Raw genomic sequence first — 13,499 nt, 5'->3', positions numbered from 1 at the left:
CTTGCAGCGGCGGCCGTTCTGCGGCACCGCCGGGGGATGAACGCAGCCTACCCCGCCACCCGCCTGCGCCGACCGCGTGCCACCGCCTGGAGCCGGGCCATGCACCGCGAGACGGTGCTGACCCCGGCGGACCTGATCTGGCCCCTGTTCGTCACCGAAGGCGCCAATGTGGAGCAGCCGGTTGCCAGTCTGCCGGGCGTGTCGCGCTGGTCGGTGGACGGTATCGTGGCCCGGGCGAAGGAGGCGGTCGCGCTGGGCATTCCGTGCCTTGCTTTGTTCCCCAACACGCCTGCCGCCGCCCGCAGCGCCGACGCGGCGGAGGCGCTGAACCCCGACAACCTGATGTGCCGCGCGATCCGCGCGATCCGCGATGCCTGCGGCGACAGCATTGGCGTGCTGACCGACGTGGCGCTGGATCCCTATACCAGCCACGGGCAGGACGGGCTGCTGGACGATGCCGGCTACGTCGCCAACGACATTACGGTGGAGATGCTGGTTGGGCAGGCGCTGGTGCAGGCGGAGGCCGGGTCCGACATCGTCGCCCCGTCCGACATGATGGACGGCCGCATCGGCGCGATCCGCGCCGGGCTGGAGGCGGGCGGCCACCACAATGTCCAGATCATGAGCTACGCCGCGAAGTATGCCAGCGCCTTCTATGGCCCGTTCCGCGATGCAGTGGGCAGCACCGGCGTGCTGCAGGGCGACAAGAAGACCTACCAGATGGATCCCGCCAACGGCGACGAGGCCCTGCGCGAGGTGGCGCTGGACCTGGCTGAAGGCGCCGACAGCGTGATGGTGAAGCCGGGCCTGGCCTATCTCGACATCATCTGGCGGGTGAAGCAGCAGTTCGGCGTGCCGGTCTTCGCCTACCAGGTCAGCGGCGAATATGCCCTGATCGAGGCGGGTGTTGCAGCCGGCATCGCATCGCGCGAGGCGCTGGTGATGGAGAAGCTCATCGGCTTCAAGCGGGCGGGCTGTTCCGGCATCCTGACCTATCACGCACCTCTGGCGGCGCGGTTGCTCGGTGCCTGACTTCACCCTCTCCACGCCCCGGCTGGTGCTGCGCGAATGGCGGGAAACGGATGTCGCGCCGTTCCATGCCATGTGCCGCGATCCGCTAGTGATGCGCTTCGTCGGCCCGGACCTGACGCGGGGGGAAGCATCGAAGGAAATCGCTCAATACCGGCAGGAACGCCGGCGCGACGGTCACAGCTTCATGGCGGTGGAGCACCGCACCACGGGGCGCTTCATCGGCTTCTGCGGCATCCGGCGCGCCTGCCCGGGCACACCGCTGGCCGGGCAGGCCGAACTGGGCTGGCGCATGGCCAAGCGGGTGTGGGGCCAGGGCTATGCACGGGAAGCGGCGGCGGCGGCGATCGAGTGGGGTTTCGGCCATCTAAAGGATGAGCGGCTGATGGCCATGACTGCGCCGGCCAACAGCCGATCCTGGGGGCTGATGCTGCGGTTGGGCATGGAACATCGGCCGGAGCTGGACTTCGGCCATTCGCGCCGGACCGGCGCTCGCCTGCACCGGCCGCACGTGGTGTTCAGCGTCAATCGCAAGGGGTGGCAGGCAGCATGAGCCCGCAGGATCGCTTCCCCTGGGCCACCATCATGCCCTTTGCCGGCAAGATGCCGCAGATCCACGACACCGCCTTTGTTGCGCCGGGCGCGCGCATCATCGGCGACGTGACGATCGGGGCCGATGCCAGCGTGTGGTACAATTGCGTGCTGCGCGGCGACATCCACCGCATCGTGATCGGCGCGCGCAGCAATGTGCAGGATGGCAGCGTCTTCCACGTGGAAGGGCCACGTCCCGACACCGATGGCCAGCCGAGCATCCTGGGCGAGGATTGCGTGATCGGCCACATGGCGGTGGTCCACGGCGCGACGGTGCATGATCGCGGCTTCGTCGGCATGGGTGCAGTGGCGATGGACGGCGCGGTGATTGGCGCCGGCGCGATGCTGGGCGCCGGCGCGCTGCTCGGCCCCGGCAAGGCGATCCCCCCGGCGGAGATCTGGGTCGGCCGCCCAGCCAGGTTCCTGCGTGCCCAGATGCCCGAACAGGTGGCAAAGATCCGCTTCCAGACCGAACGCTACTGCCGCCTGGCGCAGGCGCATCTGGCGGAGCTTGCCAGAAGTTAGCACACCGAACGCGGCGGGATCAGCCTTCGCGCACGCCTGCCAGCAGCGCCGGGGCGTTTTGCAGGAACGGCATGGGGTTTACCGCCCGGCCATGCACGCGCACCTCGAAATGCAGGTGCGGGCCGGTGGAGCGGCCGGTGCTGCCCAACATGCCGACCTGGTCGCCCGCCCGCACCCGGTCGCCAACCTTGGCCTTCCAGCCGGACAGGTGGCCGTACCGCGTCATCAGCCCGTTGCCGTGCGTGATCTCCACGGTGCGGCCATAGCCGCCCTTGGTGCCCACGAAACTCACCCGGCCGCCGGCTGTCGCCAGCACGGGGGACCCCATCGGGGCGGCGAAGTCGAGGCCGGCATGCAGCGCGGCCGTGCCGTGGAACGGATCGCGGCGATAGCCGAAGCTGGAGGAGAAGCGCGCACCAGCAACCGGCATCACCTGCGGCACGCGGGTCATGGAGCGTTCCAGTTCCGCCATGCGGGTCAGACTGCTGCCCAGCCGTTCGAACCGCGCGGTCAGCTCTCCGTCGGCGCCGCTGGCAAAGGCTTCCAGCGGACCACCCATGGCCTGCCGCTCGTCCTTGTTCAGATTGGCACGCACTACGCGCGGATCTACGCCCAGCGCGCGGATCGCGCCTTCGGCCCGGTCGGCGCGGGTTTCGGCATAGCGGGTCAGGCGCGCGGCCAGCGCCAGCTGCCGCTGTTCCAGCCGGAGCAGCGCGGCACCTTGCGGAAGGGCTGCGCTCACGCGCTGGGTCCGGCTACTGGCTTCCTCGGGACGAGCGGCAGCGGCCGCTTCCTGGTCGGCAATGGCATCTGCGGGGAGCATGCCGGCGACCGTCTCCAGCAGCTCCTGCCGCTGTGCCAGGTCGCCCGCGACCTTGTCCATCTCGGCGCGCCAGCGGGCGATCTGCGCGGCTTCACCCGTCACGGTCGCCTCACGCGCGGCCAGGCCGGCCTGGTGCTGCGCGATCTCGACGCGGCTGGTCGCCAGCGCCGCTAGCGACCCCGCCCAGCCGAGCGCCAGGGCGCCGGCGACACCGGCCAGGATGATCTGCTTGCGGGTGGACAGGCGCAGGGTGCGGATCCCGCCACCATCACGTCCGCCAGTGCGCAGGACGATTTCCCGCGGGGCGAACAGGTGCTGGATACGCGTTGCCTTGCGGCTCGTGTGATGAAGCAAAAGATTGATCCCGTTGGATAATACGACCCCGTTGGCTGCGGCGCTACACACAGGTGGCCTGCAGAGTCGACCGCGCGACTCCCTGAAAACGGGTCAGCTGAAAGCAGTGCGGGATGAAATGATCGCTCATAACGATTTTTTCTGCAGCAGCCAGGAACCGGATGGCGCGTAAAGCGTGCCCAGATTCGCCCCTGACAGGGTAGCGGGTGGCTGTTACACCCTCGCGCCATGTCGACCCAAGCACACCAGACCCGTCCCGACAGTTCCGCCCAGATGGTGGAGGATCTCGCCCGCGACGGCCGCGCCGCGCAGCGCGAGCTGGCATTGCTGGACAGCGCCGCCAAGGCCCGCGCCCTGCGCGCCGCGGCCGCCGCGCTGCGCCATGCGGGCCCGGCGATCCTGGCCGCCAATGCGCAGGATTGCGCCGCGGCCGAGGCGAACGGCACCAGCGGCGCCATGCTGGACCGGTTGCGGCTGGATGCGGCCCGCTTGTCCGGCATCGCCGCCGCGGTGGAGGCGGTTGCCGCCCTGCCCGATCCGGTCGGCCAGGTGATCGACAAGAGCCAGGCCCCCGCCGGCATGGCCCTGTCGCGCATCCGCATCCCGATCGGGCTGATCGGCATCATCTATGAAAGCCGGCCCAACGTAACGGCCGATGCCGCCGCGCTGTGCGTGATGAGCGGCAATGCCGCGCTGCTGCGCGGGGGGAGCGAGGCGGTGAACACCAATCGCGCGATCCAGGCGGCTTTCGCCGGCGGGCTGGCCGCCGAAGGCGTGCCCGCCGCCGCCGTGCAATTGCTGCCGACGCAGGATCGCGCCGCCGTGGGCGCCATGCTGCAGGCCGCCGGCCTGATCGACATGATCATCCCGCGCGGTGGCAAGGGGCTGGTCGCTCGCGTGCAGGCCGATGCCCGCGTGCCCGTGCTCGCCCATCTGGACGGCATCTGCCACACCTATGTCCATGCCGCGGCGGACCCGGTCATGGCGCGGGAGGTGGCGCTGAATGCCAAGATGCGCCGCACCGGCATCTGCGGCGCGATGGAAACGCTGCTGCTGGACGCCGCCTTCCCTGACAGTGCCGGCGTGGTGGCCGCGCTGCTGGATGCCGGCTGCACCCTGCGCGGCGATGCGCGGGCGCAGGCGATCGATCCGCGGATCCAGCCGGCCTCCGCCAATGATTGGGACACCGAATATCTGGATGCGGTGCTGTCGGTCGCGGTGGTGGACGGGTTGGAGCAGGCCCTGGCACATATCGCCCGCCATTCCAGCGGCCATACGGACGTGATTATCACCGGTGACGAGGGCGTGGCCGAACAGTTCCTGGCCCGCGTGGACAGCGCGATCGTGATGGTCAACGCCTCCAGCCAGTTCGCCGATGGCGGGGAGTTCGGCCTGGGTGCGGAGATCGGTATTGCCACCGGCCGCCTGCACGCCCGTGGCCCGGTCGCGCTGGAAGGGCTGACGACCTACAAGTGGCAGGTGCGCGGCACCGGGCAGGCGCGTCCATAATGAACAGGACGGGCCCGGTCACGGGCCTGCTGGGCGGCAGCTTCAACCCCGCACATGGCGGGCACCGGCGAATATCGCTGTTCGCCAAGCATGCGTTGGGGCTGGACGAGGTGTGGTGGCTGGTCTCTCCCGGCAATCCGCTCAAACCCCGCGCCGGCATGGCGCCGCTCGCAACCCGCTGCCGATCGGCTCGGGCGCAGGCGCGGCGGGCGCCGATCGTGGTGACCGCGATCGAGCGGGAACTGGACACCGTGTTCACCGCCGACACGCTGGCCGCGCTGCTGCGCCGCTATCCCAGGCGGCGTTTCGTGTGGCTGATGGGGGCGGACAATCTGGCGCAGTTCCACCGCTGGCGACAGTGGCGGCGGATCGCCCGGCAAATGCCGATTGCGGTGATTGCCCGGCCGGGCTATGATGGAGCGGCAATCGCGAGCCCCGCGATGGCCTGGTTGCGGCGTTACCGGCTGCCTGCCACCAGCCTTCGCGACGCGAAGTCGCGCTGCCGGCGTGAATGGAGCGCACCTGCGCTGATAGAGCTGCGTTTCGATCCCGATCCGCGATCGGCCACTGTGGTCCGCCTGTCGGATCCGGACTGGGCCGCGCGCCATTCCCGACCGATCAACGGTGCGGGTCTGCGGGATCAGCTGACGCATCGTCTCATCCACGACTCCGCCCCGCCAGACATGCAGGCCCGGTAATCATGCCGGCCCGGTCCGTCTGCGGTGCGATCCACCACCACTGCAAAGGAGCATGAAACGCTGCGATGACACAGGCCTACGAACAATCCGGCCGTGCCCGCACCGCTTTCCACCATGTCTGACACCGCCCCCCTGGCCATCGAGGCCGAACCCGGTTCCATCCACGCGCTTGTCCTGCACCAGCTGGACGAGGATCAGGCGCAGGATGTCGTCTCCATCCCGCTTGCCGGCAAATCCTCCATCGCCGATCACATGGTGATCGCCTCCGGCCGTTCTACGCGGCAGGTCGCCGCCATGGCGCAGAAGATTGCCGAGCGGCTGAAGAAGGAAGGTCACGGCAATTCCCGCATCGAAGGGCTGCCCGCGGCCGACTGGGTGCTGATCGATGCCGGCGATGTGGTGGTCCACCTGTTCCGCCCGGAAGTCCGTTCCTTCTACAACCTCGAACGCATGTGGGGCTTCGGCGACGAAGGATCCGCGTCCTCCATGGTGGGCCGGGCCTGACGGCCTGCCCCTCGGGGCACCCCCATGCTGCTTCACGTCATCGCCCGCGGCAAGATCGCCCGCTCGCCCGAAGGCGAGCTGGTCGATCGCTACGCGCAGCGGATCGCCTGGCCGCTGAAGCTGACCGAGCTGCCGGAACGCGGCGGACGGGTGCCCGATGCCGCCACGCCGCTGCGCCGCGTGCTGCTGGACGAGCGTGGCCGCCAGCTGACGAGCGAGGCGCTGGCCGCGCAGCTGGGCCAATGGCGTGACAGCGGCGTGCGCGAATGTCGGTTCGAACTGGGCGCCGCCGACGGTCACGGCGACGATGGCCGCGCCGGGGCCGATCTGCTCCTGGCTTTCGGCAGCGCCACCTGGCCGCATCTGCTGGCCCGCGCCATGTTGCTAGAACAGCTGTACCGCGCGACCACCATCATCGCGGGGCATCCCTACCATCGCTCAGGCTGAACGGATTTTCGTCGCCCGCACCCCGCGGCGGGGCAACTTTGTGGGCCGGCCGCGTTGAAGTGCCGTGGTGCACAAGAAGGTCAACCTGCCGAGCAAGATCTGCGTCGCCTGTGCGCGGCCATTCGCATGGCGCAAGAAATGGGCGCGGGACTGGGACAATGTGAAGTTCTGTTCCGATCGCTGCCGGTCTGTCGGCGCGAGCAAGCCTGCGTGATCGTCGGCCCGGCGCCATTCGGAACAGCGCGCCGATCGAACCGACCGTTATCCGCGCGCCCTCATTCCACGCCTCATCTGGCGTTCAGCACGCATCGTGCCTAGAATGACAATTGTGTCGCACACCAGAAAGCCCGCCCGCATGAGTCTCGCCCGCCCCTTGCGTGCCGCCGCCCTCCTGTGCGCGGTGGCGTTGCTGCCCGCCACCACCGCCGGCTTCGCGCAGGTGGAAGGGCGTGCGTCTCCCGAATTCGCCAAGCTGTTCGCCACCTATCAGCGGATCAAGGCCTCCTACGTGGAGCCGGTGACCGACGAGGTGCTGATCCGCGGCGCCATTGACGGCATGCTGGCCGCGCTCGATCCGCACTCCGCCTATCTGGACGGCTCCGCGCTGCAGCGGCTGGAGACGATGATCGACGGCAATTACCAGGGCCTGGGCATTTCCGTGCAGCTGGACGACGGGGCGGTGAAGGTCGTCTCCCCGTTCAAGGGCAGCCCGGCGGAGGCCGCCGGCATCAAGGCGGGCGATTACATCACCCACATCGACGGCAAGCTGATCTACGGCATGGAGCTGGACGAGGCTGTCGAGCAGATGCGCGGCGTCGCGGGCACCTCTATCCGCCTGTCGATCTTCCGCGCCGGGCGCGATGCGCCGTTCGACGTGACCGTGACGCGTGGCCTGATCGAGCTGGAGCCGGTCACGCACGAGCTGAAGGATGGCCGGATCGGCTATATCAGCGTGAACGAATTCAGCCGCGATGTCGGCGCGGACGTCAATTCCGCGCTGAACGCCTTGCGCACTCAGGCGGGCGGTACGCTGGCCGGGCTGGTGCTGGACCTGCGCCGCAATCCCGGCGGCTCGCTGGACGAAGCGGTCGCCCTGTCCGACCTGTTCCTGGACAAGGGGCAGATCGTGTCGCAGCGCGGCCGCAGCAAGTCGGACACGATCTATTACGAGGCGGAGACCGCCTATCGCGGCGATGCCGCGGCCGGTGTGCCGATGATCGTGCTGATCGACGTGGGCTCCGCCAGCGCCAGCGAGATCGTCGCCGGCGCGCTGCAGGACCAGCATCGCGCGCTGATCATGGGCGAACGCTCCTTCGGCAAGGGCAGCGTGCAGACCTTGCTGCCGCTGACGCAGGATGCCGCGCTGAAGCTGACCACCGCGCGCTACTACACGCCGTCGGGCCGGTCGGTGCAGGAAGGCGGGATCAAGCCCGACATCCGCGTGCCGCAGCTGTCCGATCCCGATGCCGCCACCCGCAGTCAGTATGCGATGCGCGAAAGCGACCTGCGCCGCCATTTGGTGAACGAGGTGGACCTGGAGGACGAGTCGCTGGAAACCGATCGCCGCGTCGATCCGCGCTTCACCGCCACGGCGGAGGAGCTGGCGGCGCAAGGGGTGGACGATTTCCAGCTCGACTATGCGCTGAAGACGCTGCGCCGCACGGGCGCGGGCGTGCTGACCGCGCGGCGCTGATCGGGCTTCGGGCGCCGTGACCTCGAACATGCGCCTGGCCCAGTACCTGGCCCTGGCCGCGCCCGCGCTGGCGCTGGCGGGCGCGTATCTGTCGCAATATGCCGGCGGATTGCCGCCGTGCGAAATGTGCTGGTGGCAGCGTTATGCCCATCTGGCCGCGCTGGCGCTGGCGCTGGTGGCGTTGCTGGTCGGCCGCTTGCGGGCGGGGCTGCTGGCGCTGGCTGCGCTGGCGATCTGCGTGTCCGGCGTGATCGGCGCCTTCCATGCGGGTGTGGAATATGGCTGGTGGCAGGGCATCACCACCTGCGCGCAGCCGGCCGGGTTCGGTGCCGGCGGTGATCCGCTCGCGGCGATCATGAACGCCCCGCTGGTGCGCTGCGACGTCGCGCCGTGGAGCCTGGCCGGCATTTCGCTGGCTGGCTGGAATGCATTGTACTCCATGCTGGCAGGGCTGGCCCTGTTTCGGCTGCTGGGCCTGAGGGAGCGACCATGACCGATACGGTGCAGGCGGAGCGCGAGCGGATGATCCGCGTGGATCAGGCGGGCGAGTTCGGCGCCACCCGCATCTATGCCGGGCAACTGGCGGTCATGGGCGAGCATTCGCCCCTGTCGGCGGAGATCCGCGGCATGGCCGAGCAGGAGGCGCAGCACCGCGCGCAGTTCGATGCGCTGCTGGCCCGTCGCGGCGTGCGCCCCACCGCCTTGCAGCCCTTCTGGTCCGCCGCCGGCTATGCGCTAGGCGCGGCCACCGCGCTGATCGGGCCGGAAGCCGCGATGGCCTGCACCGCCGCGGTGGAGGAGGAGATCGACCGGCATTATACCGCGCAGCTGGACCGGCTGGCGCAGGATCGCGCCGCCGGCGATGCCGATCCGGAACTGGAGGGCATGATCGAACGCTTCCGCGATGACGAGCGAGACCATCGCGACGCCGCGCTGGCCGCCGGGGCCGAACGCGCGCCGGCCTATCCGCTGCTGCATGCCGCAATCCGGCTGGGTTGCCGCGCGGCGATCCGCCTGTCGGAACGGATTTGATACATCCGGCGGGGGAACCCGCCTGCTTCAAGCCCGGTTAAGGGGGTGAAGCGCCACATCACAACGTCGCCGGCCCGTCTGCCGGCCACGCAGGAAACAGTGCCATGAACCGTCTGCTGATCGCCCTGATTGCCGCCCCCGCCGGCCTTGCCGCGCTGCCTCTGCCGGCCGTGGCGCAGGACAATGCCGGTGATCGCGTGAACACCGTGATCATCTATGGCGAAGACGAATGTCCGCGATCGAGCGCCGACGAGATCACCGTCTGCGCCCGGCTGGACGAATCCGAGCGGTTCCGCATTCCCGAACGGCTGCGCCAGAGCGAGGACCCGGCCAACGAGTCATGGGCCAGCCGCGTGCAGGCGTTCGAGACGGTGGGCGATTTCGGGCCGCTATCCTGCTCCACCTCCGGGTCCGGGTCCGAACTGGGCTGCACCCCGCAACTGATCGAGGCTGCCTATGCCGAGCGGCGCGCCGGTTCCAGCGTGCGCTTCAGCCAGCTGATCGAGGAAGAACGCGCGGAGCGGCTGGCCACCATCGACGCCGAAGCAGCCGCGACGCAGGCCCGGGTGGAGGAGCAGGAGGCGATCATCCTGGAGCGCCAGCGCGCCGCGCAGGCAGGCGAGACGCCGGCTGCCGTCGACCCCAGCGCAGCGCCGGCGGGCGTGACCGACCCGTCGCAGCGCCCCCCTGCACCCCCGGCAGAAGACGTTCCGTTCGAGAGCGACGACGATGCCGGCACCCAGCCGGTTGATGGCAGTGCCGTGATCCGCTGATCATCTTTGCGCGGCGGTGATGCCCGTTCCTCGCCGCGTGCTCACGATCTTCGGCACACGGCCCGAAGCAATCAAGCTGTTCCCGCTGCTGCACGCGCTGGCGGGCGATGCGCGTTTCGCCAGCCGCGTCTGCGTGACCGGGCAGCATCGCGGCATGCTGGACCAGGTGCTCACGCTGAGCGGGATCGTGCCCGATCATGATCTGGCGGTGCTGCAACCCGGCCAATCGCTGGACCAGCTGGTCGCCCGGCTGCTGACCGGCGCTGGCGCGGTGCTGGATCGGGAGGCGCCCGATCTGGTGGTGGTGCAGGGCGATACCGCCACCGCCATGGCAGGGGCTTTGGCCGCCTATCACCGGCATATCCCGGTGGTGCATGTGGAGGCGGGCCTGCGCAGCGGCGATATTCACCAGCCCTGGCCGGAGGAGGTGAACCGCAGGATCATCGCCACCCTTGCCGCGCTGCATTGCGCGCCCACGCCGCGCGCGGCTGCGGCGCTGTGGGCGGAGAATGTCGATCCCGCAGCGGTGCATGTCACCGGCAATACGGTGGTGGATGCGCTGCATTGGGTTCGTGCCCGGCTGGCGGCGGAGCCACGGCTGGCCGGGCCGATCGCACAGCTGCAGGCGCGCTTTGCCGGACGGCGGATCGTGGCGGTGACCTGTCACCGGCGGGAGAACTGGGGCGCCGGCATGGGCGGCATCGCGACGGCGCTGGCGCAACTGGCGGAGCGGGACGACGTGGCGCTTGTCGCCCCGCTGCACCACAACCCGCTGGCCCGCGCCGCGATGCAGGAGCAACTGGGCGAGTTCCCCAACGTGGCGCTGGTGGAGCCGCTGGATTACCCCGCCTTCGTCCACCTGCTGGACATCGCCCATCTGGTACTGACCGACAGCGGCGGCGTGCAGGAAGAGGCGCCGGCGCTGGGCACCCCTGTGCTGGTCCTGCGCGAGACGACGGAGCGGCCGGAAGGGGTCGAGGCCGGCACCGCACGGCTGGTCGGCACCGATCCGCAGGCCATCCTGGCCGAGGCGAACCGCCTGCTGGGCGATCCCGCCGCCCACGCCGACATGGCCCGGGCGCACAATCCCTTCGGCGACGGGCACAGCGCGGGGCGCATCGTCGAACTGATGGCGCGGCTTGCGCCCGCGGCCTGAGGTGCCTGCGCTATCCCGGGTAGCGGTCGAAGGTCGGCATGGTGGGCAGCGCGGTGATCCAGTCGAGTTGCTCCGCGCACTGGATCTGCGCCGCCGGGGGCAGGGTGGCGGCATCGTCCAGAGTGGCGGACTGGATGTCGACAATGCCGGGCAGCATGTCCCCGTTCACGAAGAACAGCCCGGTGCCGCAGCGCGCGCAGAAGTGGCGCTGCGATCCCGTCGGTCCTTCGAACATGGTCGCCTCGCCCGAGGTGACGGTGAAGCTGGCAGCCGGCACCGCCAGCCAGGCCATCATCGGCGCACCGCTGGCCGCCCGGCAGTCGGCGCAATGGCAGACTGCATGATGCTCCGGCTCCGTCACATCCGCCGTGTAGCGCACCGCGCCGCAGCGGCATCCACCATCCAGTGCCATCACCCTGCCTCCCGAGTTACACCAGCGAGATGTCTGGTGCGTCTTCCTGCTTCATGCCGATCGAGTGATAGCCGGCATCCACGTGATGCACCTCTCCCGTGACCCCGCTGGCGAGGTCGGACAGCAGATACAGGCCCGCGCCGCCCACATCCTCGATCGTGACGTTGCGGCGCAGCGGGCTGTTCAGCTCGTTCCACTTCAGGATGTAGCGGAAATCGCCGATGCCGCTGGCTGCCAGCGTCTTGATCGGGCCGGCGCTGATCGCGTTCACGCGCACGCCATCGGGTCCCAGATCGTTGGCAAGATAGCGCACGCTGCTTTCCAGCGCGGCCTTGGCCACGCCCATTACGTTGTAATGTGGGATGACCTTTTCCGCGCCGTAATAGCTCAGCGTCAGGATCGAACCGCCGCCGCTGCCGTCCTCAGCGCGTGGCGGCATCATCGCCGCTGCACGCTTGGTCACGGCGACCAGCGAATAGGCGGAGATGTTCATGGTCATCAGGAAGTTGTCGAGGCTGGTGTCGACATAGCGGCCGCGCAATTCCGTCTTGTCGGAAAAGCCGATCGCATGGACCACGAAGTCCAGCGTGTCCCACCGTTCCTGCAGCTTCGCGAAGCCGGCATCCAGCGCATCCATGTTGGCGACGTCGCATTCGAACAGGAAATCGCTGCCCAATTGCTCGGCCAGCGGGCGCACGCGCTTGGCCAGGGCATCCCCCTGATACGAAAAGGCCAGCTCCGCCCCTGCTTCCGCCAGCTTGCGGGCAATGCCCCAGGCCAGCGACTTGTCGTTCGCCAGCCCCATGATCAGGCCACGCTTGCCCTGCATCAGCCCCGTCATCGATCGATATTCCTTGTCATTCCCTGCCTTCACTCTCTGCACTGGTGCCATTCATCCGGCCCAGTCGGCGCGCTTCCTCCGGCGTTTCGGCCAGGGCGGCGTTCAGTTCCGCGCCCATCACCATCCCTAATCCTACCAGCCAGAAAAAGAAAAGCGCGATCATGACCCCCGCCAGCGAACCATAGGTCGCATCGTAGCGGAATACACTGCGCAGCAGCGATGGCAGGAACAGCGACACCAGCACCCACCAGCCGGTCACCAGCGCGGCGCCGGGCCATTTGGGATAGCGCCGGTCGCGGTAGGTGTGCGGCGTCAGCGTGTAGAACAGCAGGTAGAGCGAGCCGAACAGGCCGATGGCCGGGACAATGCGCGACCAGGCGAGCCGGCCCAGCAATGTGCTGAGCTGCGGCAGGAAGGCGTCGATCACCTCCTGCACCGCACCGATCATCACCTGCGCGATCAGGCACAGCAGCAGCAGCACGACGGCGCCGATGATGATGCCGGTGGACAGCAGCCGGTATTGCCAGAACGATCGCAAGGCGCGGGTGCCATAGGCGCGGCGCAGAATGTCGCGGATCGTTTCCACCAGGCTGCCCACGGTCCACAGCCCGACCAGCCCGCCCAGCCACAGGACGATGCCGCTGCGCCCGTCGACCACGCTGCGGGCAACCGGGCCGATCACCTGGTCGACATCAGATGGCAGGGCATAGAGCACGGCATTGATGGTCGCCTGCTGGTCCGCCTCGTCCCCGATCAGGCTGAAGATGGCGGCCCCCGTGATGAAGAACGGGAAGATCGCCAGCACCGCCATGTAGGCCAGGTTGCCGGCATGGATGAAGCCGTCATTGTAGGTGCCGATCAGCACCCGCTTGGTCACCTCCCACGCGCGGCTGCCCGGCCCCATGCGGCGGCGCATGCCGGACTGGAACTCGGCCGGCTGGCGCAAGGCTGCCTTGCGGCGGGCTTCGGGCGAAAGGTCGGGCCGGGGGACCTCTGCGGCTTCGCCAGGCGGGGCAGGGAGGGCCATGTGCCGGCTTGTAACAGGCGCTTGCAGGCTGTCGAGCCTGTCCGATCTTTACAGTGGCCGGCGCATCGCGCAGCAGGGGGCAGGA

At 69.0% G+C, this 13,499-nt stretch carries 17 protein-coding genes; 13 read left to right on the top strand and 4 right to left on the bottom strand.

The features are described 5' to 3' along the window. Positions 1-36 precede the first annotated feature (36 nt). Genes hemB through D5S08_RS03450 form a run of 3 tightly spaced genes read left to right on the top strand, consistent with a single transcriptional unit; the run spans position 37 to position 2,145 of the window. Entirely contained in the window at positions 37-1,032 is a 996-nt protein-coding gene (gene hemB, locus D5S08_RS03460) for a porphobilinogen synthase (protein ID WP_121115608.1), read from the top strand. Then, entirely contained in the window at positions 1,025-1,582 is a 558-nt protein-coding gene (locus tag D5S08_RS03455; RefSeq protein WP_162301917.1) for a GNAT family N-acetyltransferase, read from the top strand. Before hemB ends, D5S08_RS03455 begins: the two co-directional genes overlap by 8 nt. Then, positions 1,579-2,145 carry a gamma carbonic anhydrase family protein gene (locus D5S08_RS03450; RefSeq protein WP_121115604.1) on the top strand — a complete coding sequence of 189 codons (567 nt, stop codon included), beginning with the start codon at positions 1,579-1,581 and terminating at the stop codon, positions 2,143-2,145. Before D5S08_RS03455 ends, D5S08_RS03450 begins: the two co-directional genes overlap by 4 nt. A 19-nt stretch (positions 2,146-2,164) precedes the next feature. Here D5S08_RS03450 and D5S08_RS03445 read toward each other — a convergent pair whose 3' ends face one another. Continuing rightward, complete coding sequence (locus D5S08_RS03445; RefSeq protein ID WP_121115602.1) at positions 2,165-3,322, bottom strand: M23 family metallopeptidase; 1,158 nt, start codon at positions 3,320-3,322, stop codon at positions 2,165-2,167. Positions 3,323-3,550: 228 nt separating this feature from the next. Here D5S08_RS03445 and D5S08_RS03440 point away from each other — a divergent pair, with 228 nt between their 5' ends. The 10 genes from D5S08_RS03440 (at position 3,551) to wecB (ending at position 11,134) form a co-directional block, all read left to right on the top strand. Next, entirely contained in the window at positions 3,551-4,831 is a 1,281-nt protein-coding gene (locus D5S08_RS03440) for a glutamate-5-semialdehyde dehydrogenase (protein WP_121115600.1), read from the top strand. Beyond that, a complete protein-coding gene (locus D5S08_RS03435) occupies positions 4,831-5,529 on the top strand; it encodes a nicotinate-nucleotide adenylyltransferase (RefSeq protein WP_121115598.1) in 699 nt (232 codons plus the stop codon). The genes D5S08_RS03440 and D5S08_RS03435 overlap by 1 nt, the downstream gene beginning before the upstream one ends. Positions 5,530-5,643: 114 nt before the next feature. After that, on the top strand, positions 5,644-6,033 hold the full coding sequence (gene rsfS / locus D5S08_RS03430; RefSeq protein ID WP_121115596.1) for a ribosome silencing factor: 390 nt from the start codon (positions 5,644-5,646) through the stop codon (positions 6,031-6,033). Positions 6,034-6,057: 24 nt separating this feature from the next. After that, entirely contained in the window at positions 6,058-6,480 is a 423-nt protein-coding gene (locus tag D5S08_RS03425; RefSeq protein ID WP_121115594.1) for a 23S rRNA (pseudouridine(1915)-N(3))-methyltransferase RlmH, read from the top strand. 64 nt (positions 6,481-6,544) lie between these two features. Further along, the gene (locus D5S08_RS03420) at positions 6,545-6,694 is read left to right on the top strand and encodes a DUF2256 domain-containing protein (RefSeq protein WP_121115592.1); all 150 of its coding nucleotides are present in this window, start codon (positions 6,545-6,547) and stop codon (positions 6,692-6,694) included. Between the two features lie 141 nt (positions 6,695-6,835). After that, the gene (locus D5S08_RS03415) at positions 6,836-8,173 is read left to right on the top strand and encodes a S41 family peptidase (RefSeq protein WP_121115590.1); all 1,338 of its coding nucleotides are present in this window, start codon (positions 6,836-6,838) and stop codon (positions 8,171-8,173) included. A 16-nt stretch (positions 8,174-8,189) separates the two neighbouring features. Beyond that, the gene (locus D5S08_RS03410) at positions 8,190-8,666 is read left to right on the top strand and encodes a disulfide bond formation protein B (protein ID WP_421757445.1); all 477 of its coding nucleotides are present in this window, start codon (positions 8,190-8,192) and stop codon (positions 8,664-8,666) included. Further along, complete coding sequence (locus tag D5S08_RS03405) at positions 8,663-9,205, top strand: demethoxyubiquinone hydroxylase family protein (protein ID WP_121115586.1); 543 nt, start codon at positions 8,663-8,665, stop codon at positions 9,203-9,205. Before D5S08_RS03410 ends, D5S08_RS03405 begins: the two co-directional genes overlap by 4 nt. A 104-nt stretch (positions 9,206-9,309) precedes the next feature. Then, entirely contained in the window at positions 9,310-9,978 is a 669-nt protein-coding gene (locus D5S08_RS03400; RefSeq protein ID WP_175578863.1) for a hypothetical protein, read from the top strand. 19 nt (positions 9,979-9,997) lie between these two features. Next, positions 9,998-11,134 carry a non-hydrolyzing UDP-N-acetylglucosamine 2-epimerase gene (gene wecB / locus D5S08_RS03395; protein WP_121115584.1) on the top strand — a complete coding sequence of 379 codons (1,137 nt, stop codon included), beginning with the start codon at positions 9,998-10,000 and terminating at the stop codon, positions 11,132-11,134. 10 nt (positions 11,135-11,144) lie between these two features. Here wecB and D5S08_RS03390 read toward each other — a convergent pair whose 3' ends face one another. Genes D5S08_RS03390 through D5S08_RS03380 form a run of 3 tightly spaced genes read right to left on the bottom strand, consistent with a single transcriptional unit; the run spans position 11,145 to position 13,414 of the window. Further along, a complete protein-coding gene (locus D5S08_RS03390) occupies positions 11,145-11,546 on the bottom strand; it encodes a GFA family protein (protein ID WP_121115582.1) in 402 nt (133 codons plus the stop codon). A gap of 16 nt (positions 11,547-11,562) precedes the next feature. After that, the gene (fabI, locus tag D5S08_RS03385) at positions 11,563-12,387 is read right to left on the bottom strand and encodes an enoyl-ACP reductase FabI (RefSeq protein ID WP_121116180.1); all 825 of its coding nucleotides are present in this window, start codon (positions 12,385-12,387) and stop codon (positions 11,563-11,565) included. Between the two features lie 16 nt (positions 12,388-12,403). Further along, on the bottom strand, positions 12,404-13,414 hold the full coding sequence (locus D5S08_RS03380) for a YihY/virulence factor BrkB family protein (protein ID WP_121115580.1): 1,011 nt from the start codon (positions 13,412-13,414) through the stop codon (positions 12,404-12,406). Between the last annotated feature and the right edge of the window lie 85 nt (positions 13,415-13,499).

It is taken from the genome of Croceibacterium ferulae (assembly GCF_003660445.1).
Lineage (GTDB): Bacteria > Pseudomonadota > Alphaproteobacteria > Sphingomonadales > Sphingomonadaceae > Croceibacterium > Croceibacterium ferulae.
The sequence above is the reverse complement of the archived record's forward strand: the minus strand, read 5'-3'. Positions and strand labels throughout refer to the sequence as shown.

Excerpts from the sequence above, each read along its gene's own strand:
- D5S08_RS03380 (WP_121115580.1), bottom strand. The coding sequence starts at position 13,414 with ATGGCCCTCCCTGCCCCGCCTGGCGAAGCCGCAGAGGTCCCCCGGCCC.
- D5S08_RS03440 (WP_121115600.1), top strand. The coding sequence starts at position 3,551 with ATGTCGACCCAAGCACACCAGACCCGTCCCGACAGTTCCGCCCAGATG.
- D5S08_RS03390 (WP_121115582.1), bottom strand. The coding sequence starts at position 11,546 with ATGGCACTGGATGGTGGATGCCGCTGCGGCGCGGTGCGCTACACGGCG.
- D5S08_RS03425 (WP_121115594.1), top strand. The coding sequence starts at position 6,058 with ATGCTGCTTCACGTCATCGCCCGCGGCAAGATCGCCCGCTCGCCCGAA.
- D5S08_RS03450 (WP_121115604.1), top strand. The coding sequence starts at position 1,579 with ATGAGCCCGCAGGATCGCTTCCCCTGGGCCACCATCATGCCCTTTGCC.
- fabI (WP_121116180.1), bottom strand. The coding sequence starts at position 12,387 with ATGACGGGGCTGATGCAGGGCAAGCGTGGCCTGATCATGGGGCTGGCG.
- wecB (WP_121115584.1), top strand. The coding sequence starts at position 9,998 with ATGCCCGTTCCTCGCCGCGTGCTCACGATCTTCGGCACACGGCCCGAA.
- D5S08_RS03405 (WP_121115586.1), top strand. The coding sequence starts at position 8,663 with ATGACCGATACGGTGCAGGCGGAGCGCGAGCGGATGATCCGCGTGGAT.
- D5S08_RS03415 (WP_121115590.1), top strand. The coding sequence starts at position 6,836 with ATGAGTCTCGCCCGCCCCTTGCGTGCCGCCGCCCTCCTGTGCGCGGTG.
- D5S08_RS03400 (WP_175578863.1), top strand. The coding sequence starts at position 9,310 with ATGAACCGTCTGCTGATCGCCCTGATTGCCGCCCCCGCCGGCCTTGCC.
- D5S08_RS03435 (WP_121115598.1), top strand. The coding sequence starts at position 4,831 with ATGAACAGGACGGGCCCGGTCACGGGCCTGCTGGGCGGCAGCTTCAAC.
- hemB (WP_121115608.1), top strand. The coding sequence starts at position 37 with ATGAACGCAGCCTACCCCGCCACCCGCCTGCGCCGACCGCGTGCCACC.
- rsfS (WP_121115596.1), top strand. The coding sequence starts at position 5,644 with ATGTCTGACACCGCCCCCCTGGCCATCGAGGCCGAACCCGGTTCCATC.